At 72.0% G+C, this 22887-nt stretch carries 23 protein-coding genes, 2 tRNA genes and 1 pseudogene; 17 read left to right on the top strand and 9 right to left on the bottom strand.

Annotated features, from left to right (window positions below):
• Nucleotides 1-59: 59 nt before the first annotated feature.
• From B124_RS28500 to B124_RS28455, 10 genes are all read left to right on the top strand, one after another.
• Entirely contained in the window at nt 60-344 is a 285-nt protein-coding gene (locus B124_RS28500) for a hypothetical protein (RefSeq protein ID WP_496505864.1), read from the top strand.
• Nucleotides 341-1411: a DUF2637 domain-containing protein gene (locus tag B124_RS28495; protein ID WP_496505852.1), complete on the top strand. Its 1071-nt coding sequence runs from the start codon at nt 341-343 to the stop codon at nt 1409-1411. The genes B124_RS28500 and B124_RS28495 overlap by 4 nt, the downstream gene beginning before the upstream one ends.
• A gap of 77 nt (nt 1412-1488) precedes the next feature.
• Nucleotides 1489-3705 carry a cell division protein FtsK gene (locus B124_RS28490; protein WP_496505851.1) on the top strand — a complete coding sequence of 739 codons (2217 nt, stop codon included), beginning with the start codon at nt 1489-1491 and terminating at the stop codon, nt 3703-3705.
• A 198-nt stretch (nt 3706-3903) separates the two neighbouring features.
• Entirely contained in the window at nt 3904-4149 is a 246-nt protein-coding gene (locus B124_RS28485) for a hypothetical protein (protein ID WP_496505850.1), read from the top strand.
• Nucleotides 4149-4343 carry a hypothetical protein gene (locus B124_RS28480; RefSeq protein WP_496505849.1) on the top strand — a complete coding sequence of 65 codons (195 nt, stop codon included), beginning with the start codon at nt 4149-4151 and terminating at the stop codon, nt 4341-4343. Before B124_RS28485 ends, B124_RS28480 begins: the two co-directional genes overlap by 1 nt.
• Nucleotides 4344-4400: 57 nt before the next feature.
• A complete protein-coding gene (locus B124_RS28475) occupies nt 4401-4577 on the top strand; it encodes a hypothetical protein (protein ID WP_496505848.1) in 177 nt (58 codons plus the stop codon).
• Between the two features lie 29 nt (nt 4578-4606).
• Nucleotides 4607-4993: a hypothetical protein gene (locus B124_RS28470; RefSeq protein WP_496505847.1), complete on the top strand. Its 387-nt coding sequence runs from the start codon at nt 4607-4609 to the stop codon at nt 4991-4993.
• A gap of 88 nt (nt 4994-5081) precedes the next feature.
• Nucleotides 5082-7055 (top strand): DUF3987 domain-containing protein, encoded by a 1974-nt coding sequence (locus tag B124_RS28465; RefSeq protein ID WP_496505846.1) that lies wholly within the window; start codon nt 5082-5084, stop codon nt 7053-7055.
• A 420-nt stretch (nt 7056-7475) separates the two neighbouring features.
• Entirely contained in the window at nt 7476-7664 is a 189-nt protein-coding gene (locus tag B124_RS28460; protein WP_496505845.1) for a helix-turn-helix transcriptional regulator, read from the top strand.
• 52 nt (nt 7665-7716) lie between these two features.
• Nucleotides 7717-9084: a tyrosine-type recombinase/integrase gene (locus B124_RS28455; RefSeq protein WP_496505844.1), complete on the top strand. Its 1368-nt coding sequence runs from the start codon at nt 7717-7719 to the stop codon at nt 9082-9084.
• A 161-nt stretch (nt 9085-9245) separates the two neighbouring features.
• Here B124_RS28455 and B124_RS28450 read toward each other — a convergent pair.
• Nucleotides 9246-9330, bottom strand: a tRNA-Tyr gene (locus tag B124_RS28450).
• A 185-nt stretch (nt 9331-9515) separates the two neighbouring features.
• Between B124_RS28450 and B124_RS28445 the strand changes: the two genes are divergently transcribed.
• On the top strand, nt 9516-10004 hold the full coding sequence (locus B124_RS28445; protein WP_496505843.1) for a YajQ family cyclic di-GMP-binding protein: 489 nt from the start codon (nt 9516-9518) through the stop codon (nt 10002-10004).
• A 54-nt stretch (nt 10005-10058) separates the two neighbouring features.
• Here the strand turns inward: B124_RS28445 and B124_RS28440 are convergent, their stop codons facing one another.
• The 4 genes from B124_RS28440 to B124_RS28425 all read right to left on the bottom strand — a co-directional run bounded on the left by B124_RS28440 (nt 10059) and on the right by B124_RS28425 (nt 14487).
• Nucleotides 10059-11345: an FG-GAP and VCBS repeat-containing protein gene (locus B124_RS28440; RefSeq protein ID WP_496505842.1), complete on the bottom strand. Its 1287-nt coding sequence runs from the start codon at nt 11343-11345 to the stop codon at nt 10059-10061.
• Between the two features lie 262 nt (nt 11346-11607).
• A complete protein-coding gene (locus tag B124_RS28435) occupies nt 11608-12591 on the bottom strand; it encodes an NAD(P)H-dependent flavin oxidoreductase (RefSeq protein WP_496505841.1) in 984 nt (327 codons plus the stop codon).
• A 97-nt stretch (nt 12592-12688) separates the two neighbouring features.
• Nucleotides 12689-13333, bottom strand: a complete 645-nt coding sequence (locus B124_RS28430) for a response regulator (RefSeq protein WP_496505840.1) — start codon at nt 13331-13333, stop codon at nt 12689-12691.
• Nucleotides 13324-14487, bottom strand: coding sequence for a sensor histidine kinase (locus tag B124_RS28425; RefSeq protein WP_496505839.1), 1164 nt, complete (start codon nt 14485-14487; stop codon nt 13324-13326). The genes B124_RS28430 and B124_RS28425 overlap by 10 nt, the downstream gene beginning before the upstream one ends.
• Before the next feature lie 232 nt (nt 14488-14719).
• Here B124_RS28425 and B124_RS28420 point away from each other — a divergent pair, with 232 nt between their 5' ends.
• Complete coding sequence (locus tag B124_RS28420) at nt 14720-15322, top strand: DedA family protein (protein WP_496505863.1); 603 nt, start codon at nt 14720-14722, stop codon at nt 15320-15322.
• A gap of 118 nt (nt 15323-15440) precedes the next feature.
• Here B124_RS28420 and B124_RS28415 read toward each other — a convergent pair whose 3' ends face one another.
• Nucleotides 15441-15896: a MarR family winged helix-turn-helix transcriptional regulator gene (locus tag B124_RS28415; protein ID WP_496505838.1), complete on the bottom strand. Its 456-nt coding sequence runs from the start codon at nt 15894-15896 to the stop codon at nt 15441-15443.
• Nucleotides 15897-16018: 122 nt separating this feature from the next.
• On the opposite strand from B124_RS28415, the gene B124_RS28410 reads away from it, so the two are divergent.
• Together B124_RS28410 and B124_RS28405 are read left to right on the top strand one after the other, a co-directional pair.
• Entirely contained in the window at nt 16019-17017 is a 999-nt protein-coding gene (locus B124_RS28410; protein WP_496505837.1) for a nitroreductase family deazaflavin-dependent oxidoreductase, read from the top strand.
• Nucleotides 17018-17027: 10 nt separating this feature from the next.
• A complete protein-coding gene (locus B124_RS28405; protein ID WP_496505836.1) occupies nt 17028-18083 on the top strand; it encodes a UDP-N-acetylmuramate dehydrogenase in 1056 nt (351 codons plus the stop codon).
• A gap of 85 nt (nt 18084-18168) precedes the next feature.
• On the opposite strand, the gene B124_RS28400 is transcribed toward B124_RS28405, so the two are convergent.
• Nucleotides 18169-18912, bottom strand: a complete 744-nt coding sequence (locus B124_RS28400) for an NAD(P)-dependent oxidoreductase (RefSeq protein ID WP_496505835.1) — start codon at nt 18910-18912, stop codon at nt 18169-18171.
• Nucleotides 18913-18960: 48 nt separating this feature from the next.
• On the opposite strand from B124_RS28400, the pseudogene B124_RS28395 reads away from it, so the two are divergent.
• Nucleotides 18961-19125, top strand: a pseudogene (locus B124_RS28395) (TetR/AcrR family transcriptional regulator); the annotation flags it as partial.
• Nucleotides 19126-19505: 380 nt separating this feature from the next.
• Here the strand turns inward: B124_RS28395 and B124_RS28390 are convergent.
• On the bottom strand, nt 19506-20672 hold the full coding sequence (locus B124_RS28390) for an adenosine deaminase (protein ID WP_496505834.1): 1167 nt from the start codon (nt 20670-20672) through the stop codon (nt 19506-19508).
• A gap of 244 nt (nt 20673-20916) precedes the next feature.
• Nucleotides 20917-22155 (bottom strand): pyridoxal phosphate-dependent aminotransferase, encoded by a 1239-nt coding sequence (locus tag B124_RS28385; protein ID WP_496505833.1) that lies wholly within the window; start codon nt 22153-22155, stop codon nt 20917-20919.
• Nucleotides 22156-22345: 190 nt separating this feature from the next.
• Between B124_RS28385 and B124_RS28380 the strand changes: the two genes are divergently transcribed.
• Both B124_RS28380 and secE read left to right on the top strand, forming a co-directional pair.
• A tRNA-Trp gene (locus B124_RS28380) sits at nt 22346-22418 on the top strand.
• A gap of 104 nt (nt 22419-22522) precedes the next feature.
• Nucleotides 22523-22795 carry a preprotein translocase subunit SecE gene (gene secE, locus B124_RS28375; RefSeq protein ID WP_027771083.1) on the top strand — a complete coding sequence of 91 codons (273 nt, stop codon included), beginning with the start codon at nt 22523-22525 and terminating at the stop codon, nt 22793-22795.
• Nucleotides 22796-22887 lie beyond the last annotated feature (92 nt).

Below are 22887 nucleotides of genomic sequence, written 5' to 3'. Positions count from 1 at the left end.
ACGCCCGTCGTCGCTGCCTTCCCTATCCCAACCAGGAAGCAGGAGTTCGGATCGTGACTATGAAGTCCTTCATCGCCGGCCATGAGGTCGTCACCGAGAACGACGCCTTGGAGCTGGCGCTTGGCACCCCGCTGGAACTGTGGCTCGGCGTGGACGGGGAGAGCGCCGAGGAGCGCGCGGCTCGCCGGGATGCGGCACGGGACATCCTCGCCGAAGAGCCCGAGCTGTACGACCGGGTCGCCGCTCTCCTGACCGAGGCACTGCCCAGCCCACTCACCTCACTGATCTCGGGTTCCTCGGTCGTCCTTGCCGCCCGCCCGCTGCTGGGCGGTGAGGCGGCTTGAGCCCGGCCCCGGGGCCGCATCGGGTCGGCACGGGCGGGCGGCTCTCCGCCCTGGACGCGAGGCAGATCCGTTCCGCCGAGCGAACGCTCTCGGTCGGAACATGGAGCGTCATCTTCGGCGCCATCCTCTTCTCCGTTCTGACCGTCACCCCGCTCGTCCGCAGTGTGACGCCGGAGGGGTGGGAACTGACGGCGCCAGTACTGCCGTTGGTGGTCGACGCGGCCGTCGTGATCGTCGTGCGTCTCGACTCGACCATCGCTCGTCTCGGCGGCTCGGCGGGACCATGGCCGGCAGTGCTGCGCTGGTTGACCGGCGCCATGACCCTCGCCCTCAACATCGGTGACTCGGCGCTCCAGGGCGACCTGGTCGGCGTCGCTGTTCACGCCGTCGCACCCATCCTGTTGATCGTCACAGCAGAGGCGGGACTGGCCTACCGGCGCGCAATCGCCGCGGCGCTTGAACACATCGAGCGTGAACGGCGTGAACAGGCCGAGCACGAACAGGCCAAGCGCGACGAACGGGCGCGTCTGGCTCGCGTGGAGCGTGAACAGGAACGCGAAGTTGCTGAGCGCCGTGAGCGGGAAGCGCGCGAGCACGCCGCCCAACTGGAACAGCAGCGTGCCGAACGAGAAGCAGCCGAGCGCCGGGAGCAGCGTGAGCACGAAGAGCGGCTGCGCCGCTTGGACGCGGAGGCCAAGGAGCGCGAGCGGCGTGAACAGCGAGAGTTCGAGCTGGCTCGTGAGGCGCGCGAACGGGCCGACCGCGAGCGCCGTGAACAGCAGCGTGAACAGCCCGAGCAGCAACGCTCCGTTCATGAACACTCAGCGCACGTCGCTCCCCACCGCCGGCCGCAGCCCAGCACAACGGGCCAGGAGCCGTCGCCGAGGGCAAGCGCCGCGTCCGCGAAGCTGAGCGAAGAGGAGGCCCTGGAGGCCATCCGTACCGCTGATCCCGATCGCACCGTGCGACAGCTCGCCGAGCGAACCGGCTGGTCGGTCGGCTGGGTCAGCGCGCGCATGCGCGAACTCCAAAGCGTGGCCCGAGAGCCGGCCACAGCACCTCACTAGGCCGCGGGGCCCGGTCTCAACCGACCAAAGCAGTGGCCGGACCCCGCTCGTTCCTCCCAGAGGAAGGACAGTTGGAAGTGAACCACGAGAACAATGAGCGCGAGCTGTTCAACAGGCTCGAAGCCGAAGTATTCGGCGCCCCACCGGCCGATCACAGCGGCGACGTAGTCGACTTCGACAAGGCCGGGCCGACCCGATCGGGCACGAGCGGATCGCCCGATCGGAGGGCTGCCGACTCGGCGGGCGGATCGGACGACGACGATGAGGGCGATCGGCCGCGGCCGGTCGACGGCCCGCAGCCGAAGAACCCGGGGCTGATGGGGCAGGCACGGGAGGCCGGGCGGCGGGAGTTGGTCCCGTCCTGGCTAAAGTCGCGTGTCGAACTGGCGACGGCGGCGCGCTGGCTGGCCGCTTACCTGGGGCACATCGCGGCCTTTCACGCGCTGCGCTCGCCGGTCTACGCCGGCCGACTGCTCAGGCACACCCCGCGCGGTATCGGCCGCAGCATGCGCGGCTGGCGCCGGTGGGCCTCGGATGCCGAGGGGGCGGGGCTGCGGTCCGCGGAGGCGTTCAAGGAGCACACCGGCGAGTATCTGAAGCTGTGCCGGCAGCGGGATCGTCGGGTGCGCTGGCGCGGTGCGGTGACGGTGGTCATGGTGCCGATCCTGATCACGGTCGCGCTGCTGCTGGCCTTCGTTGCGCCGTGGTGGATGCAGGCGCTCGCCGTCGCCGCGGCGATCGGGGCCTTCGGCGTGGTCGGGGCACCGGCCGATTCGCCGATCTCGCAGCATGCGGTGGTCAAGACCGAGGCGCCGAAGCTCACCGCCTCGATGGTGACCACCGCGCTGGGAGCGCTGGGCATTGCAGAGCTGAACGCGGCCATCAAGAAGGGCGTGGGGCTGCGCTTCACCTCGGAGATCCACCGCGACGGACCGGGCTGGCGGGCGGACATCGAACTGCCGCCGGGGGTGACGCCGGATGACGTCATCGACAAGCGCAAGGAACTCGCCTCAGGGCTGCGCCGGAAGCTGGGGTGCGTGTGGCCGATGCCCAACCCGGACGACCACGAGGGCACGCTGATTCTGTGGGTGGGGGACCGGCCGATGCATGAGGCGAAGGCGCCGGCCTGGCCGCTGGCGAAGTCGGGCACGGTGGATCTGTTCAAGCCGGTGCCGTTCGCGAACAACCAGCAGATGCGCTGGGTGAACGTCACGCTGATGTTCGTCGCGTGCGTCATCGGGTCCATCCCGCGCATGGGCAAGACGTTCCTGATGCGCCTGTTGCTGCTGATCGCCGCGCTGGATCCGCGCGCTGAGCTGCACGCCTACGACTTCAAGGGCACCGGCGACTTCCGCCCGCTCAAGCCGGTATGCCACCGCTATCGCTCCGGCGAGGAAGACGAGGACATCAAGTACTGCCTCGATGACCTGCGCGAACTCAAGGCCGAGCTGCGCAGGCGTGCGAAGGTCATCAGCTCGCTGCCGCTGTCGCGCTGTCCGGAGTCCAAGGTCACGTCCGAGCTGGCCTCGGACAAGCGGCTTCGGCTGCACCCGGTGATGGTGGCGATGGATGAGTGTCAGAAGGCGTTCGAGCACGAGAAGTACGGCAAGGAGATTCAGGAGATCGTCACGGACTTCGTCAAGCGCGGTCCGGCGCTGGGCTTCATCACCGTGCTGGCCACACAGCGGGTTGACAAGAACTCCATCCCCACGCCCATCAGCGCGAACGCGGTGCTGCGGTTCTGCCTGAAGGTCACCGGCCAGACCGAGAATGACATGATCCTGGGCACGTCGATGTACAAGGCCGGCTACCGCGCCACGATCTTCTCGTTCAAGCGGGACAAGGGCATGGCCTGGATGTCTGGCGAGGAAGACGAACCGATCATCATCCGCGGCACCGAGGTCGACGCCCTCATGGCGGATCCGATCGTGGCCCGCGCCCGCCAACTGCGCGAGGACTACGGCAACATCACCGGCATCGCCGCCGATGAGGACCTGACCACCGACCCGGCCGCCGGCTACGACCTGCTTGCCGATATCCGCACCGTGACCACTGCGGATGAAGAGCGCGTCTGGAACGAGCGGATCGCCGCCCGCCTGGCCGAGCTGCGCCCGGAGGTCTACGGCGGGTGGAAGACCGAGAACGTCACCACCGCGCTCAAGCCGTACGGGATCAAGACCACCGGTGTCGCCGGCACGACGGACGCCGGGGAGCGCACCACCCGCCGCGGTATCGTCCGCGCCCACATCCTCAAAGCGATTGCGGAGCGTGACGACGAGCGGGACGCGGCCTGACGGCCGGACGGTGCTACCGGTAGCACCACAACCTGCTACCGGTAGCACCCCCGCTAGCACTTCAAAGCCGCTCTCAGCAGCAACGTAGCGCATAGCGCCCTACCTGCGGCAACCCTACACAACCTCGCGAAACAAGACCTGGAGACCCCCATGCTCATTACTACCGCCATCCCATTCGCTGCTACTCTCTGTTACGTCTTGCTGTGTGTAGCCAGCCCGTATGGCACCTGCCGCAGGTGCCGCGGCTTCGGCTTCAAGACCAAGACCACCCGCCGCGGACGCATCAAGCGCGGCCGTGACTGCCGCCGCTGCCGCGGCTACGGCCGCCGCATCCGCATAGGCCGCTGGATCTACAACCGCGCCGCCCACCTCTACCGCGACGCCCACACCACCACCCCCGGCAACCACGCACGCGCCCGGAACACCGAGAGGACACCCCGCTGATGAACCTGACCATCTCTGTCGTGCTGCTCGCCGGCATCGCCCTGGCGGTGGTGCTGCGCCTGAAGTCGGCCACCCTCACCGGCGCCGTCATCGCCGCGCTGTTCGGCTTCTACCTCGCCGACACCGACGCCGCCCCCACCGTCAACGAACTCGTCATCGCCGTCGCCGACGCCGTCCGCGGCATCGGCAACTGATCAGAACCGGAGAACTCATTGAACGCCACCTCACCCCCTCCCCAACACATCTCGCTCATGGCCGCCGGTGAGCTACGTGAAGCCTTCAACGCTCTCGAACGCGGTGATCGGGCCACCGCCGTCGCCGGCCTCATGGCCATCGACGCCGAGTCATGGCAGGCCATCGAGCGGCGGCTGACCCTCATCGGCGGCAGCATCGCCGACCTTCTCAGCGCCCTCGAAATCGAGCAGTGAGCCCCATCCGAGCAAGCCAGGGAGAAGAAGTGACCCCCGACCCCAACGCCACACGATGCCCGTCACCCGAGGTCGCCTACGCGAACGCGCCCCGCATCATCCCGGAAATCTCGTGGGTGGCCGGCGCGGCAGCCGACAAGGAATTCGGCGTACCGATGGGGCGCGAATTCTGGCTCCGCAAGGCCGCCTTGCTCGACCGCATCGCACTCGCCGAAGTCCAGACATACGCCCCTGAAGTCGCTGCCGCAGCGGTCGAGAGGGCAGAAGACGCGGCCGGCCGACTCGCCGACTTCGACCACACCCACTACACGACGCGCGGCCCCTTCAAGCCGCTGCTGAACCCGCCCGGCCGGTCCTACCGGCCCTACGTCCGCCAGGAATACCTGACCTGGCTCACGGCTCGCACCGACTCCTAGCTGCGCCCGGAGGCGGCGGCACTCCCGACCAAGGTCGCCCGCCGCCTCCGGTCTCCCTATCCCAACCAGGAATCAGGAGGGCACCAGCATGCCATCCGAGTCCACGGACGCGCCGTACAGCAATGTGCGCACGCTGTTCGATCAGTCCGGAAGCAGCGCTCCGCCGAACGACCTGGGAGCCGAACAGGCCGTACTCGGCGCCATGATGCTCCGCGCCGAGGCCATCGCCGAGGTGACCGAGGCCCTGAGCCCGGAGGACTACTACCGGCCCGCCCACGAGACGATTCACCGCGCCATCCTCGCGCTGCGCGAAGAGGGTCAACCGGTCGACCCGATCACCCTCACACACCACCTGGACCGTCTCGGCGACCTGCGCCGCGTCGGTGGCCACAGCTACGTCCACACTCTCGTTCAGGCCGTGCCCACCGCCGCGAACGCCGGGTACTACGCCGAGATCGTTCACGAACTGTCCGAGCGTCGCCGCCTCATCGAAGCGGGAACACGTCTCGTACAGGCCGCATCGACTCCGGAGGCTTCTGCGGCCGAGGTGCGTGAAGCGCTCGCCCTCAGCGACGAGAAGCTTCCGGACACCTGGCAGGAGCCCGTCCCCCTCAACACCCGTCCAACGCTCCCGCCCTTCCCTCTGCACACCTTCCCCGGCTGGCTACGTGAGTTCGCTGCCGGCATCGCCGAGGAGACGCAGACACCCGTCGACCTGGCAGGCTCGCTGGCCATGGCTGTCCTGGCGACGGCTGCCGGCGGTCGCTGCGTCGTGCAGGTACGCGGCCGGTGGCGTGAGCCGACCAACCTGTACGTGGTGGTCGCCCTTCCGCCCGCCAACCGCAAGAGCGCCGTCTTCACTGCGATGACCGGCCCGCTCTACGAAGCGGAAAAGTCGCTCGCGGAAGAAATGGCCGGGCGCATTGTGGAAGCCGACCTGACGTGCAAGATGGCGCAGGAAGCAGCCGACAAGACCGCCGCACGCGCGGCAGCGGCTGAGGGCCCTGAGCGTGACTCGCTCGTCGCCGAGGCGATTGGCCTGGCACAGCAAGCCGAAGGGCTCACCGTGCCCGCGCGCCCCCGGCTGCTGGCCGATGACTCCACACCGGAGACCGTCACCTCCCTCATGGCCGAACAGGGTGGGCGCCTGGCGGTCATGTCCGCTGAGGGCGGCATCTTCGACATCATCGCCGGGCGCTACTCCGGAGCCCCCAACATGGAAGTCTTCCTCAAAGGACACTCCGGAGACCGCCTGCGCATCGACCGCCGCTCCCGAGAAGAGTCCATCGAGGCCCCCGCTCTCACCATGGGGCTGGCCGTGCAGCCGACCGTTCTGGAGGACATCGGCAAGCACCGCGGATTCGACGGGCGCGGCCTGCTGGCCCGGATCCTCTACTCCATGCCGGAGTCCCTGGTGGGATACCGGAACAGCGCCCCCGACCCGGTGACGGATGCTGTCGCTGCTCGCTACGAGCGCAATGTCATCGCGCTCACTCTCTCCCTGGCGGACTGGACGGATCCGGCCGTACTCCAGCTCACGCCAGCCGCCGACAACACGCTGATGAGCTACCAGGAGGAGTTGGAAATCCAGCTCCGTCCCAAAGGCGGCAAGCTGGGCCACCTTCAGAAGTGGGCGGGCAAGCTGGTGGGCGCCGTCGCGCGCATCGCCGGGCTGCTGCACCTTGCCGCCCACCTGCATGACGGCTACGGCAAGGCCATCGACGACAGCACCATGCTGGGCGCCATCGAACTCGGCGAGTACTTCGCCGGCCACGCTCTGAACGTCTTCGACCTCATGGGCGCCGACGCCGTCCAGTCCCGGGCCAGGACGCTGCTGGAGGTGCTGGCCGCGAACGGCTGGGAGACGGTCAGCCGACGCGACCTGTTCACCAAGCTGTCCCGCGCCGAGTTCCCCACGGTCGCCGACATGGAGCCGGCCGTCTCCCTCCTTGAGGAACACGGCTACCTCCGCACCCACACACCACCCCGGAACGGCAAGCGCGGCCGTCCGCCAGCCCCGCGCTACCTCATCCACCCGCAGGTACGGGAGGGGCTGGCATGACCGCACGCACCCCCCTGCGCGGCACCGTCCGGCCGCACAAACCGCAGAAGCCGCAGAAACCCCACGCCCCACATGCTGACCAGCAGCGCGGCACCCTCGGCCACGTGCCGCCCCAACCACCGCAGAAATCGACAGAAGCGCCGCACAAATCCCCGCACTCCACCGCCCACAGCCAGGAGGGGCTGGCCGACCGTATTTCTGCGGCACATCCTGTGCTTTCTGCGGCAGCCACCCCGTGGGCCGCAAAACCCCAGGTCAGGGTCCAAGCTCGCAGGTTTCTGCGGTTTCTGCGGTTTGTGCGGTGACCTTTCCCCGCTACCCCTCCCCGCTACCTCCATCACGCCCCTGACCGGTGTGGTGGCGGGGGCGGCGGACTTCAGCGCATCCCCCGGACACCTTGCCCGAGAAGGAGTCATCACCTTGGCCAGCACCAAGATGCTCAAGCTCCCCGAAGTCCTCGAAGAGATCGGTATGAGTCGCGCTGCCTTCTACCGCATGCGCGCCCGCGGCAGGGCTCCGCAGCTCGTCAAGCTCCCGAACGGTCAACTGCGCTGCCGGCGTAGCGACCTTGACGACTGGTGGAACGGGCTCGACACGCCCGCGTACTGACCGCCCCGGGGCCCGGCGAACAGCCGGGTCCCTTCTGCAAGAAAGGTTCCCCATGGGGATGACGTACGACGTGCGCGTTTGGGGGGTCCGGCAGCGCAAGGACCGGGGCCAGACCTCAGCAGAGGTGCGCTGGAAGACCGGCGACACTGCGCACTCTCAGACGTTCAGAACCAAGACGCTCGCCGACGGCCGCCGGGCAGAACTGCTCAGGGCGCTTCACGCAGGTGAGCCCTTCGACGTGACGACCGGGCTGCCGGCCAGTGAGCTGCGGCGGCAGAAGGACGTGAGTTGGTATCAGCACTCTCGCGACTACATCGCCATGAAATGGCCTCACGCGCCCGGGTCGACCAGGCGCACACTCGCTGAGGCCATGGCCACGGTCATGCCCGCGCTCGTGAAGGACACCAAGGGCATGGCTGACACCAGAGTCGTACGCGCGGCCCTGTACGGCTGGGCCTTCAACAAGAACCGGTGGCGGGAGGAGCCTCCATCCGACGTGGCGAAGGTTCTCGACTGGTTCGAGCGCCATTCGCTGCCTGTCTCGGCGCTGGCTGATCGGATGCACGCCCGTGACGCGCTCGATGCGCTGACGAAGAAGCTCGACGGAACGACGGCGGCTGGAAGCACCATCCGGCGGAAGCGGGCCATCTTCTACAACGCACTCGGCTATGCGGTCGACGCTGAGCGGTTGGTGAGCAATCCGCTTGACCTGATTCAGTGGACCCCTCCGGAGCAGGTCACGGAAGAAGTCGATCCGGCGTGCGTACCGAATCCGCGGCTCGCCGTAACTCTGCTGGATGCGGTGCGGGCGCAGAGTCCGCGGGGCCGGCGGCTGGTGGCCTTCTTCGGCTGCATGTACTACGCGGCGGCTCGCCCGGCTGAGGTCATCGGGCTGCGCCGTGAGGACTGTGACCTTCCCCGGCGCGGCTGGGGTGTCCTGCGGCTGCGGGAGACACGCCCGCGCTCCGGGTCGGCCTGGACCGACACCGGGCGCCCGCACGACGAACGCGGACTCAAGCACCGGCCCCGGAAGGCGGTACGGCTCGTGCCCATCCCGCCCGAGCTGGTCGCGCTCCTGCGCTGGCACATCACCGCCTACGGCATCGCGTCGGACGGTCGGCTGTTCCGTACGCAGCGCGGTGGACTCATCCAGGACACCGGATACGGCGAGGTGTGGGCGGAAGCCCGCAGTCGTGCACTCACGCCCGCACAGTGCGCGTCTCTGCTGGCCAAGCGTCCGTACGACCTCCGGCACGCCGCCGTGTCGACGTGGCTCAGCTCCGGCGTGGAGCCGCAGGAGGTGGCGCAGCGTGCCGGCCACAGCGTCGCCGTGCTGTTCCGCGTCTATGCGAAGTGCCTGGAAGGAGCGGCAGCCACGGCGAACGCCAGGATCGAAGCCACGCTGCGAGCCGCGCGGTAGGTCTGTGGGGCTGCCCCACAGATGCCCCACAACTGCTGGTCAGGATGCGAAACAGGGTGAGACACACTGGGGCAATCCGGGTGAATCAACGCCACCCGGGGGAGTGGATACGCGAAAGGGCCCGTGGCAGCGTTCATGCTGGTCACGGGCCCTTTTCGTGGTGGTGGCGGCGCCAGGATTCGAACCTGGGAAGGCTGAGCCGGCAGATTTACAGTCTGCTCCCTTTGGCCACTCGGGCACACCGCCTGGGGATGTCGCCCGGACCGGCCGCTGGGGCCGCCCGGCAACGTCGTAAACCATACCCGATGGCCGGGGGTGGTCCGCCACCCGGTTGTGGGGCTCGTGGGGCGGGTGGGGTGGCTAGGCTGGGCGGCGGCCCCGGGGATCGGGGTGCGGTATCAGGGAACCAGTGCACGAGGAGCGCACCGAAGATGGCCGACTCCAGTTTCGACATCGTTTCGAAGGTCGATCGGCAGGAGGTCGACAACGCTCTCAACCAGGCCGCCAAGGAGATCTCGCAGCGCTACGATTTCAAGGGCGTCGGCGCCGCCATCGCCTGGTCCGGGGAGCGGATCGAGATCCGGGCCAACGCCGAGGAGCGGGCTAAGGCCGTGCTGGACATCTTCCAGTCCAAGCTGGTCAAGCGGGGGATCTCGCTGAAGGCCCTGGAGTCGGGGGAGCCGCAGTCGTCCGGGAAGGAGTACAAGCTGTACTCCACCATCAAGGAGGGCATCTCCCAGGAGGACGCCAAGAAGCTCGCGAAGATCGTCCGCGACGAGGGGCCCAAGGGGGTCAAGGCGCAGGTGCAGGGGGACGAGTTGCGGGTGACCTCCAAGAGCCGGGACTCGTTGCAGGAGGTCATCTCCCTCCTCAAGGGCAAGGACCTCGACTTCGCCGTCCAGTTCGTGAACTACCGCTAGGTTGCCTGGCTGGCCTGCGGCGATTCCGTTTCGTGCGGCTCGTGGCCGGCCGGTTCAGCCGTCCGCTGCCGGCAGGCCCAGTTCGTGTGCGGAGATGAAGTGTGAGCCCGTGGCGTCCAGCCCGGTGGCGGAGCCTGGGAGCAGCCACAGGCCGCGGAGGTCGCGCCCGCGCTGGGTCTGCGCGATGACGTCCAGGTGGCCGTCGCCGTTGGCGTCGAGCAGCGGCGGGCGGGACTGGAAGCGGACGCGGGAGTAGTAGCGGGGGGACTCGCCCTGGATGCCGGGGGTGTCCAGGCCGACGGACTGGGGGCGGGTCGCGGAGGTGGCGTGGGCGATGTCGGGGACGAGGTGGACCAGGCCCTGCTGTACGTCGGCGTAGGGGGAGGAGACGACGAGGTCGGGCCTGCCGTCGCCGGTGACGTCGCCGACCGCGCGCCCTTCCGCGTCGCCGCCCTCGACGCCCGTGAGCACCTCGGCCGGCTGTGCCCGGTGGCCGGGGTGCTGGTTCACGGACACGGTCAGCGTTCGCTCGGCCCCGTCCATGGCGACGCTGACGAGCTCGTCGTCGCCGTCCCCGTCGGCGTCACCGGGTATGCCTTCGTACCCCTCCTCGCTCCCCGTACGCCGCGCCAGGGAGAGACCCCCGGGCCCGCCGCGGAAGTGGTGTACGGCCATGAGGGACGTGAGGCCGTCGCCCTCTCCCTCGGGGTCGGTCCACCGGAACCGGACCGTCAACTCGTCGCGCCCGTCACCGTTGTAGTCGCCCGCGACCGCCTTGTACGGGGCGGAGTCCGCGGGCCGGCTCTCGTCCAGCCGCTGCGTGCGGGCGGGCTTCCCGTCGCGGCCGAAGGGCCCGTACCAGACGGTGCCTCCCGACGGTGTCCCGGTGCCGTCGTACGCGGCAAGGCGGTACACGTCCGTCGTGCCGTCGCCGTCGAAGTCGCCGGCGTGGCCCGCTTCCCAGTCGGAGGTCTCCCTGCCCTGTACGACGGCTGTGCCGGTGGGGAGCCGGGCCGGCCCGGTCACGCCGTGCGGGCCGCCCCACAGCGCGTGCTGCTGCCCGGTCGCCAGCGTGACCAGCAGGTCGGTGAAGCCGTCCCCGTCGAGGTCGCCGCGCGCGAGCTGCGCCCACGGCACGCCGGGGACACGTGGCCCGGACAGCGCGGCCCGCAACGTGCTCCGGGTGCGCGGGTCGAGCCCGTGCGCGGAGCCGTACACGACGGCGATGCGGTCCTCGCCGACAGTGACCGCGGCGTCGTCGTAGCCGTCGCCGTTGAGGTCGCCGGGACGCGGCTGCCGCGCGGGCTTCCCGGCGGCCGGCCGTGCGCCCTGCGCGGCCATGCCCAGCTCCCCGGCTGCCGCCTTCGGCGAAGGGTCTGCAGTCGCACGGGAGCTGCCGCTCCCGCCGCCGCTGCTGCAGGAGGTCAGTAACGAGGCCAGTAACAACGTGACCGCGATGGCCGCTCGTGTCCCGGGTCTGCGTGAGCGCATCAACCGATAGTAGGGAATCGGCGGTCACGTTCCGGCTTGGCATACCAGACCGCACCGGCCCGGTACGGGCCGCGGTCGGGTAGGGCAACACGCCGCCCCGCCCCCGACGGCGTCAGTCGTGGGCTTCCGGCCGGTGCGTCGCGGCCCGGGTCAGTGCCTCCTCGGCCTGGGCGGCCAGGGTGGCGACGAGGTCGGCCGCGGGCGGCAGATCGGTGATGAGATCGACCGCCTCGCCGGCCCAGACGGGCAGCGGCGGAATCGCCCCTCGCGCGACGTCCGCCTGGTAAGCCCGACGGGCCTGCGCGTCGCCGGCGAGTTCGGTCTCCCGGCCGCGCCATCGGTCGAGATAGGGGTGGCCGAGGGTACGGGCCGTGTACTTCTGTGCCGGCCAGCCCGAGCCGCGGGCGATGTCCAGCACGCTGCTGCGCTCGGTGTCCTCCCCGCGCCCCTCGACGATCGCCTTGGCCGTCTCAGCGTCGACCAGGGCCTCGGCGGTGGCCTGGAAGCGGGTGCCGATGACTGCTCCGGCCGCGCCCAGGGCCAGCGCCGCGGCCACGCCGCGGCCGTCGGCGATCCCGCCGGCCGCCAGCACCGGCACCGTACCCGCGAGGTCCACGACGAGCGGGACGAACGGCAACGTGGACCGCCCGCGCCGCGCCCCGTGCCCACCGGCCTCGGTCCCCTGCGCCACGATGACGTCGGCGCCCACCTCCAGGGCCCGTCTGGCCTCGTCCAGATCCGTGACCTGGATGATCAGCGCCGCGTCCGACCGGCGAATCCGGGCGGCGAACGGGCCGGGGTCGCCGAAGGACAGCATCACCGCCGCGGGGTGGAAGTCCAGCGCCTGCTCCACCGCACCGGCATCGACCCCCCAGGTCAGAAATCCGACCCCCCACGGTTCCCCGGTGCCCTCCGCGGCGATCGCCAACTCGCGCTCCAGCCACGCCCGCTCCCCGTGCCCGCCCCCCACAAGGCCGAGGCCGCCCGCCCCGGAGACGGCCGCGGCCAGGGTGCCCCCGGCCGATCCGCCCATCGGTGCCTGCACGATCGGATGCCGTACGCCCAGCAGCCGGGTCAACTCCGTCGCCAACGCCATGGAGCCATCATCGCCTCACGGGCGCCCCGCCTCACGGGCGCCCCGCCTCAGGGGCCCCCGCCTCACCCCGCCGGAGGGGTGCCCCCGCGAGAGCGCCTCACGGCTCCAGGTAGCGCAGGATGGCCAGCACCCTGCGGCTGTAGCCCTCCGTCTGGCCCAGGTCGAGCTTGTCGAAGATCGCGTTGACGTGCTTCTCCACCGCGCTCTGCGACACGTGCAGCCGGGCGGCAATGGCCGCGTTGGTGTGGCCCTGGGCCATGCGGTCCAGGACCTCGCGTTCGCGCGGGGTGAGACGGTCCAGCGGGTCCGAGCGGGTGCTGTGCGCCAGGAGGCGGCGTACGACCTCGGGGTCGAGGGCCGTGCCGCCCGCGGCCACCCGGTCCAGGGCGTCGAGGAACTCGTCGACCTCGACCACGCGGTCCTTCAGCAGGTACCCGACGCCGCCCGTGCTGCCGGTGACCAACTCCGCCGCGTAGCGCCGCTCCACGTACTGCGACAGCACCAGCACCCCCGTCCGCGGCCACCGTTCGCGGATCTCCAGCGCCGCGCGCAGCCCGTCGTCGGAGTGGCCCGGGGGCATGCGCACGTCGACGACCGCGACGTCCGGGGGGTCGGCGGCGACCGCCGCGAGCAGGGCCGGGGCGTCGCCGACGGCGGCGGTGACGTCGTGGCCCTCGTCGGCCAGGAGGCGGGCGAGGCCCTCGCGCAGCAGCGTCGAGTCGTCGGCCAGGACTACGCGCACGGCAGCTCCGCGGTGACGGTCGTGGGCCCGCCGGGCGGGCTGGTGACGGTGAGGCGGCCGTCGAGGGCGGCGACGCGGCGGGCGAGGCCGAGCAGGCCGCCGCCGGAGGGGTTCGCGCCGCCTTTGCCGTCGTCCTCGATGCTCACGCGCGCCATCGTCGCATCCCGCGTCAGCCGTACGGTCACCAGCGTGGCGGACGAGTGTTTGATCGCGTTCGTGACGGCCTCGGAGACCGTGAAGTACGCGACCGTGCGCACCGCTTCCGGCAGCGGCTCGGCGAGCGTGTAGTCGATGCGTACGGGCAGCTCCGAGCGCTCCGCCAGCGCCTCCAGCGCCGCGCGCAGGCCGGCGTCGTCCAGTGCCGCCGGGTAGACGTGCCAGGCGACCTCCCGCAGGTCGGTGAGCGCCAGTTGGGCCTGTTCGTGGGCCTGGCGGAGCAGTTCCCCCGACTTGTCCGGGTCGGCGGTCGCGGTGCGCCGGGCGCGGCCGAGGAGCAGGCCGAGGACGACGAGGCGCTGCTGTACGCCGTCGTGGAGGTCGCGTTCGATGCGGCGGCGCTCGTCGTGTACGGCGGCCACGATGCCGGCGCGGGTGGCGGCGAGTTCGCCGATGCGGCGCTGGAGGAGGTCGGCGGGGCTGGGGCCGAGGAAGCGGTGGGCGAGGTGGTTGTCGAGCGCGGCGACGCCGTCCACGCCCTGGATGGACAGGAACAGCAGGAACAGGCCGGCCAGGGCCGCGCTGACGATCGGGACCGCGTCCGCCTCCGTGGCGACGAACCAGATCCACAGCAGCGTCGAGCCGTACGCCGCGCCGATCAGCGCGGTCACGAGCACCGCGCCCCCGAGCGCGCCGACGCCCCAGCGGAGCGCGAGGTACGAGAGCGCGCGCGGGGTGGCGCGGGGCGGGGCGGGTTCGCTGCCGTAGAAGTACGTCATGCGCCTGCGCTCGGCGGCGGCGAGGCGGGCGGCGGCCTCGTACGGGAAGCGGGCGGCGCGCGGCCCGCGGGCGGTGCCGCCGGCGGCTGCCTGCCACGGCCAGGTGGCGAGGAGCCACAGGCCGCACAGGACGACCAGCGGGAGTTCGGCGAGGGCGGTGAGGCCACCGGTGAGGACCCCGGCCGCGGTGCGCAGGCGGCGGAGCAGTATCGGACGCATGATGCGGCCACGCTAGCCGCGGCCGGGAGCGCGGCGCACTGCGGGTTTCCGCAGAACAGGGGGCCTGCCGCGGTGCGGTTCCGCGCAGCTTGGGGGGTGCGGTTTTCCGTACGGGCTTGGGTGGGACCCCGGATTCCGGTTGCCGGCCCCGCCCCGTAACGTCGTCGCCATGATCGAAATCGCTGCCGGAGAGGCACCCAGCGGTGGCGTCGCGGGGTGGGCCGCCGGGCTCATGGAGGATCTCGGGGCGCCGGGGGCCGGGCTGGCCATCGCGCTGGAGAACCTGTTCCCGCCGCTGCCCAGCGAGGTCATCCTCCCGCTCGCCGGCTTCTCGGCTAACCAGGGCGGGCTGAACCTGGCGGCGGTGCTCGTCTGGACCACCGTCGGCTCCGTCGTCGGCGCCCTCGCGCTGTACTGGGTCGGCGCGCTCCTCGGCCGCGACCGGACCGTGGCGCTGGCGGCGCGGCTGCCGCTGCTCAAGGTGCGGGATATCGAGCGTACGGAGGCGTGGTTCGCCCGGCACGGCACGAAGGCGGTGTTCTTCGGCCGGATGATCCCGATCTTCCGCAGCCTCATATCCGTGCCCGCGGGCATCGAACGGATGCGGGTGCCGGTCTTCCTCGGCCTGACGGCCGCGGGCAGCGCCCTGTGGAACACGGTGTTCGTGCTCGCCGGCTACTGGCTCGGCTCCCGCTGGCACGAGATCAGCGACCTGGTCGGCGTGTACTCCAAGGCGGTCCTCGGGGTCGTGGCCCTGGCGGTGGTGGCGTTCTTCGCCGTACGGGCGGTGGCCGCCGGCCGCGGACGGCACCGGGCGCCGCGCCGGGGCGCGTAGCCGCCGCTACGCGGGGGTGCCCTCCCCGCCTACGGCGGGCCGCCTCCCCGCGGTACGCCGGGCCGCCTCCCCGCCTACGCCGGGCCGCGTCCCTGCCTACGCCGGGCCGCCTCCCCGCCTACGCCCCGCCGCCCAGGTGCCGCTCGTACGCCGCCAGCGTCTCCACGAACGTCCGCCGCTCGCCCGCCGTCAGCGGCTCCAGCGCCGCCCGCCACGCCTGCGCACCCTGCCCCAGCCAGGCGTCGATCGCCGGCCGGCGGGCCGCCGTGATGCTGACCAGCTTCCGCCGCCGGTCCGCCGGGTCCTCGCGCCGCTCCAGCACGCCCTTGCGGCTCAGCTCGCCGACCATGAGGCTCACGGTCGTCGGGGCCACGTCCAGCCGCCCGGCCAGTTCGTTGACGCTCAGCTCGCCGTCGAAGAGCAGGTAGGCGAGGAGGGAGAGGTGCCGCGGGGCGAGCGCGAGGGAGCGCAGCTCCTCCGGGACGGGCAGCCGCTTCGCGCGCCCCACCATGCGCGGCATGAGCAGCAGCAGCGTACGGATGGCGTCGTCGACGCCCGGCCCGGCGGTTGACATCGCGGCGCTCCCTTCCTTAGCTTTGCAGTCAAAGATTCTTTGCTTGCAAAGCAAATCTTCCGCGGCGCGAGCGCGATGCTACGCGCCCACGCGGACCCGTGAGCACGCGAGAGGCGGCCCCCGTGACGACCGAGCAGCAGCAGCCCAGCCCGCACGACTTCAACCGGGCGGTCATCGAGGAGTTCCGGGCGAACGGCGGCCGGGTCGGCGGCATGTTCGAGGGCGCCCCGCTCGCGCTGCTCACCACCACCGGCGCCCGCAGCGGCACCCGCCGCACCACCCCCGTCGTCTACCACCGCGACGGCGCCCGCCTGCTCGTCTTCGGCTCCAACGGCGGCGCCGACCACCACCCCGCCTGGTACCGCAACCTCCTCGCCCACCCCCGCGTCACCGTCGAGATCCGCGACCCGGACGCCCCCGACGGGATCGCGGCGTACGAGGCCGACGCCATCCCCCTCCCCGCCGCCGAACGCGACCGGGCGTACGCCCAGCAGGCCGAGCGCGACCCCGCCTTCGCCGCGTACGAGCGCAGAACCGCCCGCACCATCCCCGTCATCGCCCTGCACCGCAACCTCTTCGCCGACCCGCGGCGCAGCCGGGCCGCCGGGAAGCAACTGCTCAGCGCACACGACGAACTGCGCCGCGAGCTGGCCGCGGTGCTTGCCGCCGCCGAGGGCCGCCCCGCGGAACCCGGCCCGGCCCCGGCCCCCGCGCTCCGCGACCTGCGCGCCCACTGCCTCGCCTACTGCGCCTCCGTCGCCGAGCACCACGGCGCCGAGGACGGCGCGCTGGGCGCCATGGAGCGGCAGTTCCCCCACCTCGCCCCCGCCGTCGCCCGGATCCGCGAGGAGCACCACGCCGTCACCGCGATGCTGGCGCGCGTACGCGAGCTGGCCGCGGCCCCGCCACCCGAAGCCCCGCCCCACGCCACCCTGGAACCGGCCCCGGAACCGGCCCCGGAGCCGGCCCCGGAACCCGCCCCCGCCCCCGCCCCCGTCCGCGCCGAGCTGCGCGCCCTCGCCGCCCGCCTCGACGCCCACTTCGCCTACGAAGAGCGCGAGCTGCTCCCCGCCCTCGGCGTCCCGGCACCGGCTACGCGCGCTGTCACCCCCGGCCCGTAACCTTGGCGTCGTGCAGGTACGCCACGACGCCCCCCTCGCCCCGCTGACCACCCTCCGCCTCGGCGGCCCCGCCGCCCGGCTCGTCACCGCCACGACCGACGCCGAGGTGGCCGACGCCGTGCGCGCGGCCGACACCGCCGGGACCCCGCTGCTCATCGTCGGCGGCGGCAGCAACCTCGTCGTCGCCGACGCCGGCTTCCCCGGCACCGTCCTGCGCATCGCCACCACCGGCTTCGCCCTCGACGGCACCGCGCTCGAACTGGCCGCCGGCGAGGACTGGTCGGCCGCCGTCGCCCGCACCGTCGAGGCCGGCCTGGCCGGCGTCGAGTGCCTGGCCGGCATCCCCGGCTCGGCCGGCGCGACGCCGATCCAGAACGTCGGCGCGTACGGCCAGGAGGTCGCGGAGACGATCACCGAGGTCGTCGCGTACGACCGCACCACCGGCGAGACCGTCACCATCCCCGCCGCCGACTGTTCCTTCGCGTACCGGCACAGCCGCTTCAAAGCCGACCCGGACCGCTTCGTCGTCCTGCGCGTCCGCTTCCGCCTCGCCGACGAAGGCGGCCTGTCCGCGCCCGTGCGGTACGGGGAGACGGCGCGCCTGCTCGGCGTCGCCGTCGGCGAGCGGGTGCCGGCCGCCCGGGCGCGCGAGGTCGTGCTGAAGCTGCGCGCCGGCAAGGGCATGGTGCTCGACCCGGAGGACCACGACACGTGGTCGGCCGGCTCCTTCTTCACCAACCCGATCCTCGACGAGCAGGCCCACGCCGCCTTCCTCGACCGCGTCGCCCGCCGCCTCGGCCCCGACGCCCGCCCGCCGGCGTTCCCGGCGGGCCAGGGGCTGACGAAGACGTCCGCGGCGTGGCTCATCGACCGCGCCGGCTTCACCCGCGGGTACGGCACCGGACCGGCCCGCATCTCCACCAAGCACACCCTGGCCCTCACCAACCGCGGCTCGGCGACCACCGAGGACCTGCTCGCGCTCGCCCGCGAGGTGCGCGACGGGGTGCGGGACGCCTTCGGCGTCACCCTGGTCAACGAGCCGGTGACGGTCGGCGTGCACCTGTGACAGGCGGGCGCCGGTAAGCAGCGGTACGCGCCCCACGGCGGCGTACACGCCCGGAGGCACACAGCGCTACGCCCCCCAAGGCACCTCACCCCCGCGCCGGCCCCAGCCCCACCGTCCGCCCCCGCACCGCCGGGTCGTCCACCAGATCGAGCACCGCCCGCGCCAGGTCCGCCCGCGCCAGCGTCCCCGTGCCGGGGACGTTGCCGCCGACCCGGCGCCGGTAGCGCCCCTTGCCCCGCCGGTTCGTCAGCTTGCCCGGCCGCAGCACCGTCCAGTCGAGCCCGCTGTGCGCCAGCTCCGACTCCATCGCGGCGGCCTCCGCGTACACGTCCTTGAACACCGTCCGCAGCACCGGCGACACCGCCCGGCCTAACACCCCCTCGTCCGGCGGCACCGGCCCGACCGGCGCCGTGCTGACGACCAGCAGCCGCCGCACGCCCGCCGCCCGCGCGGCCCGTACCAGCGCGTGCGCCGCCGCGCCGAGACGGCCCGGGGGCCGGCCGACGTACTCAAGACCGGGGCAGAACAGCAGCGCGTCGCGGCCCCCGACGACGCCGCCCAGGGCGGCGGGGTCCGTCGCGTCCCCGACCGTCGTGACCGCCAGCCGCCCGCGTCCGCCGAAGTACCCGGCCCAGCCCGAGCCGCCCGCCGAGCCGCCGCGCCCCCTCCCGGCCCACGCCGCCCCGGCCCCGGCCACCGCACCCGGCCCTGCGGCCCCGCTCCGCGCCTCCTTGCGCACCACCGCGGTCACCTCGTGCCCGGCGGCCAGCGCCTGCCGGACCACCTCCCGGCCGGTGCCGCCGCACGCGCCGAAGACCGTGAGCCTCATCGTCCCTCCCGTAAGTGGGTACTCACCCACCCCTGTTAGGGTGAGTGTATGCCCACCTCGCCGTCAAGACCGGCCCCGGAGCGCATCATCGACGCCGCGGAGCGGCTCGTGCGCACCTCCGGTTTCGTGCACGCCACCACCAAGGAGATCGCGCGCGCCGCGGGCTGCTCGGAGGCCCTGCTCTACAAGCACTTCGTCAACAAGGAGGAGATCTTCCTCCGCGTCCTCTACGAGCGCCTGCCGTACCTCGGCGCGCTGCTCACCGAGCTGGCCGACGACCCGGGCGCCCGCGGCGTCGAGGAGTGCCTGCGGTCCGTCGCCCTGAAGGCCACGGACTTCTACGAGGACATCCTGCCCATGGTGGGCGCGCTGATCGTCGAGCCGGCGCTGCTCGCGCGGTTCGCCGAGGGGCTCGCCGCGGTCGGCAGCAAGGGGCCGTACGAGGCTGGGGACGCGCTCACGAAGTACCTGGCACGGGAGCGCGGGCGCGGCACCATCCGCGCCGACGCGGACCCCCGGGCCGCGGCGGTGATGCTGCTCGGCCCCTGCTTCCAGCGGGCGTTCTTCGTGGCCTTCGGCGGTCCCGCGGCGGCTCAGCCGGTGGAGGACTTCGCCGCGGCACTGGCCCGTACGGTCTGGGCCGCGCTCGACCCCTCGCCCGCCGAGCCGCCCGCCGGGCCGCCCGCCCCGCCACCCGCGGCGCCCCCGCGCGCCCCCTGAGGACCGCCCGCCGGCCCTCCCGACAGCCAGTCGTCCACCTGCGCCAGCAGGTCCCGCCGGACCTCCTCCGGCGCCACCGAGCCCCGTACCGACTGCCGCGCCAGCTCCGCCAGCTCCTCGTCCGTGAACCCGTGGTACGTACGCGCCAGCTCGTACTGCGCCGCCAGCCGCGACCCGAACAGCAGCGGGTCGTCCGCCCCCAGCGCCATCGGCACCCCCGCGTCCCACAGCGCCCGCAGCGGCACGTCCTCCGGCCGCTCGTACACCCCCAGGGCGACGTTCGACGACGGGCACACCTCGCAGGTCACCCCCGCCGCCGCCAGCCGCGACAGCAGCCGCGGGTCCTCGGCGGCGCGGATGCCGTGCCCGATGCGGCGCGCGTCCAGGTCGTCCAGGCAGTCGCGGATGCTCGCGGGCCCGGCCAGCTCGCCGCCGTGCGGGGCGGCCAGCAGGCCGCCCTCGCGGGCGATGGCGAAGGCGCGGTCGAAGTCGCGGGCGAAGCCGCGGCGCTCGTCGTTGGACAGCCCGAAGCCGACGACGCCGCGGTCGGCGTAGCGCACGGCGAGCCGGGCGAGGGTACGGGCGTCGAGCGGGTGCTTCATGCGGTTCGCGGCGACGAGCACCCGCATCCCGAGGCCCGTGTCCCGGGCCGTGGTCTCGACCGCGTCGAGGATGATCTCCAGCGCCGGGATGAGACCGCCGAGGCGCGGCGCGTACGAGGTGGGGTCGACCTGGATCTCCAGCCACCGCGAGCCGTCCGCGAGGTCCTCCTCGGCGGCCTCGCGCACGAGCCGCTGGATGTCGTCGGCCGAGCGCAGACAGGAGCGGGCGAGGTCGTACAGCCGCTGGAAGCGGAACCAGCCGCGCTCGTCGGTCGCGCGCAGCTTGGGGGGCTCGCCGCTGCTCAGCGCCTCGGGCAGGTGGACGCCGTACTTCGCGGCCAGCTCGATCAGCGTGCCGGAGCGCATGGAGCCGGTGAAGTGCAGGTGCAGATGCGCCTTGGGCAGGCGGCGGACGTCTCGGCGGTGCTCCGTGGTCACCTTGCGCCCCCTTCCGGTGGTATTGTCGCACCGTCCCGTAAGGGGCCGGTTCGGGCTGGACCGCAGCCCTCGGGCTGGAAGCTCCCTCGGAGCGGAATCACGGACCGATCTTGCCGTATCGTGCGTGACGGCACGTGCGCCGTGCGGTAGCGAAGATCTGAAAGGGTGCGTGCGCGAAGAAATATTCGCACGCCCGACGCGAGCGGGCCCCGACTGCGCAGTCGGGGCCCGCTCGCGTCGCCGCTCAGTCCGCGGCCTCCGCCAGGAGCTTCTGCATCCGCGAGACGCCCTCGGCCAGGTCCTCGTCCCCCAGCGCGTACGACAGCCGCAGATACCCCGGCGTCCCGAACGCCTCGCCCGGCACCACCGCCACCTCGGCCTCCTCCAGGATCACCTCGGCCAGCGCCACGGAATCCGCCGGCCGCCGGCCGCGGATCTCCTTGCCGAGCAGCCCCTTCACCGAGGGGTACGCGTAGAACGCGCCCTCGGGCTCGGGGCACTCCACGCCTTCGATCTCGTTCAGCATCCGCACGATCGTCTTGCGCCGCCGGTCGAACGCCTCGCGCATCTTCGCCACCGCGTCCAGGTCGCCGGAGACGGCCGCCAGCGCGGCGGCCTGCGCGACGTTGGAGACGTTGGACGTGGCGTGCGACTGCAGGTTCGCCGCGGCCTTGATCACGTCCTTCGGGCCGATGGCCCAGCCGACCCGCCAGCCGGTCATCGCGTAGGTCTTGGCCACGCCGTTGACCACGACGCACTTGTCGCGAAGCTCCGGCACGACCACCGGCAGCGAGTGGAACTCGGCGGTCCCGTACACCAGGTGCTCGTAGATCTCGTCGGTCAGCACCCACAGCCCGTGCTCCGCGGCCCAGCGGCCGATCGCCTCGACCTGTTCGCGGGTGTAGACCGCGCCGGTCGGGTTGGACGGGGAGACGAAGAGCAGCACCTTCGTGCGCGGGGTGCGCGCGGCTTCGAGCTGCTCGACGGAGACCCGGTAGCCGGTGGTCTCGTCGGCGACGACGTCGACGGGCACGCCGCCGGCCAGCCGGATCGACTCGGGGTAGGTGGTCCAGTAGGGCGTCGGGACGATGACCTCGTCGCCCGGGTCGAGCAGGGCGGCGAACGACTCGTAGATCGCCTGCTTCCCGCCGTTGGTGACGAGCACCTGGGCCGGCTCCACCTCGTAGCCCGAGTCGCGCGCGGTCTTCGCGGCGATGGCGGCCTTCAGCTCGGGCAGCCCGCCGGCGGGCGTGTAGCGGTGGTACGCCGGGTTGGTGCACGCTGCGATCGCGGCCTCGACGATGTAGTCGGGCGTCGGGAAGTCGGGCTCGCCGGCGCCGAAGCCGATCACCGGCCGGCCGGCCGCCTTGAGGGCCTTGGCCTTGGCGTCCACGGCGAGGGTCGCGGACTCGGAGATGGCGCCGACGCGGGCCGACACCCGTCGTTCGGCCGGGGACTGGGACGGGGTGTGTGCAGCGGTCATGACGCCCATCGTTCCAGACGGGCGGGGGGCCGGGCACATGGGTTGCACGGCTCGTAAGCGGGGCGCGCGGCGTACTCGTTCGACGGCAGGGCGTGAAGCACGTACACTCAACCACCGTGCCAGCCCCGGTGCAGATCTTGCACGCGCTCGTGAAGCCCCTGCAGGAATGCGTTAGGTTGGGATGACACAAAGGGTCGTAGCTCAATTGGTAGAGCACTGGTCTCCAAAACCAGCGGTTGGGGGTTCAAGTCCCTCCGGCCCTGCTACGCGCATCTCCTCAGGGGGTGCGTACGCAGTTCACAGCAGCCCCGCCGTGCGGTTCCACCGGGCGCGGCAGGCCAACGAACCGGGATCCAGGTGAGGACGAGTGACGGAAGCCTCCACCGCGACGCCTGACCGCCCCGAAGGCGACGCGCGACCCGCTCGCCGCGGCGGCAAGCGCGGCCGGAAGGGCCCGTTCGCCCGCCTGGCGCTCTTCTACCGCCAGATCGTCGCGGAGCTGCGCAAGGTCGTCTGGCCGACGCGGAATCAGCTCACGACGTACACGACCGTGGTGATCATCTTCGTGGTGGTCATGATCGGCATCGTGACGGTGATCGACTTCGGGTTCACCGAACTCATGCAGTACGTCTTCGGCTGATTCGGCTGACCGATTCGCGTACGCCGCCCGTAAGGTACGTAAGGTAGGCGACTGCATGTGTACATCCCCTTTTGAGCCAGGAAGAAGCAGCT

The sequence above is a fragment of the Streptomyces sp. CNP082 genome (assembly GCF_059570535.1).
This window is presented reverse-complemented; position numbering and strand designations above follow the sequence as displayed.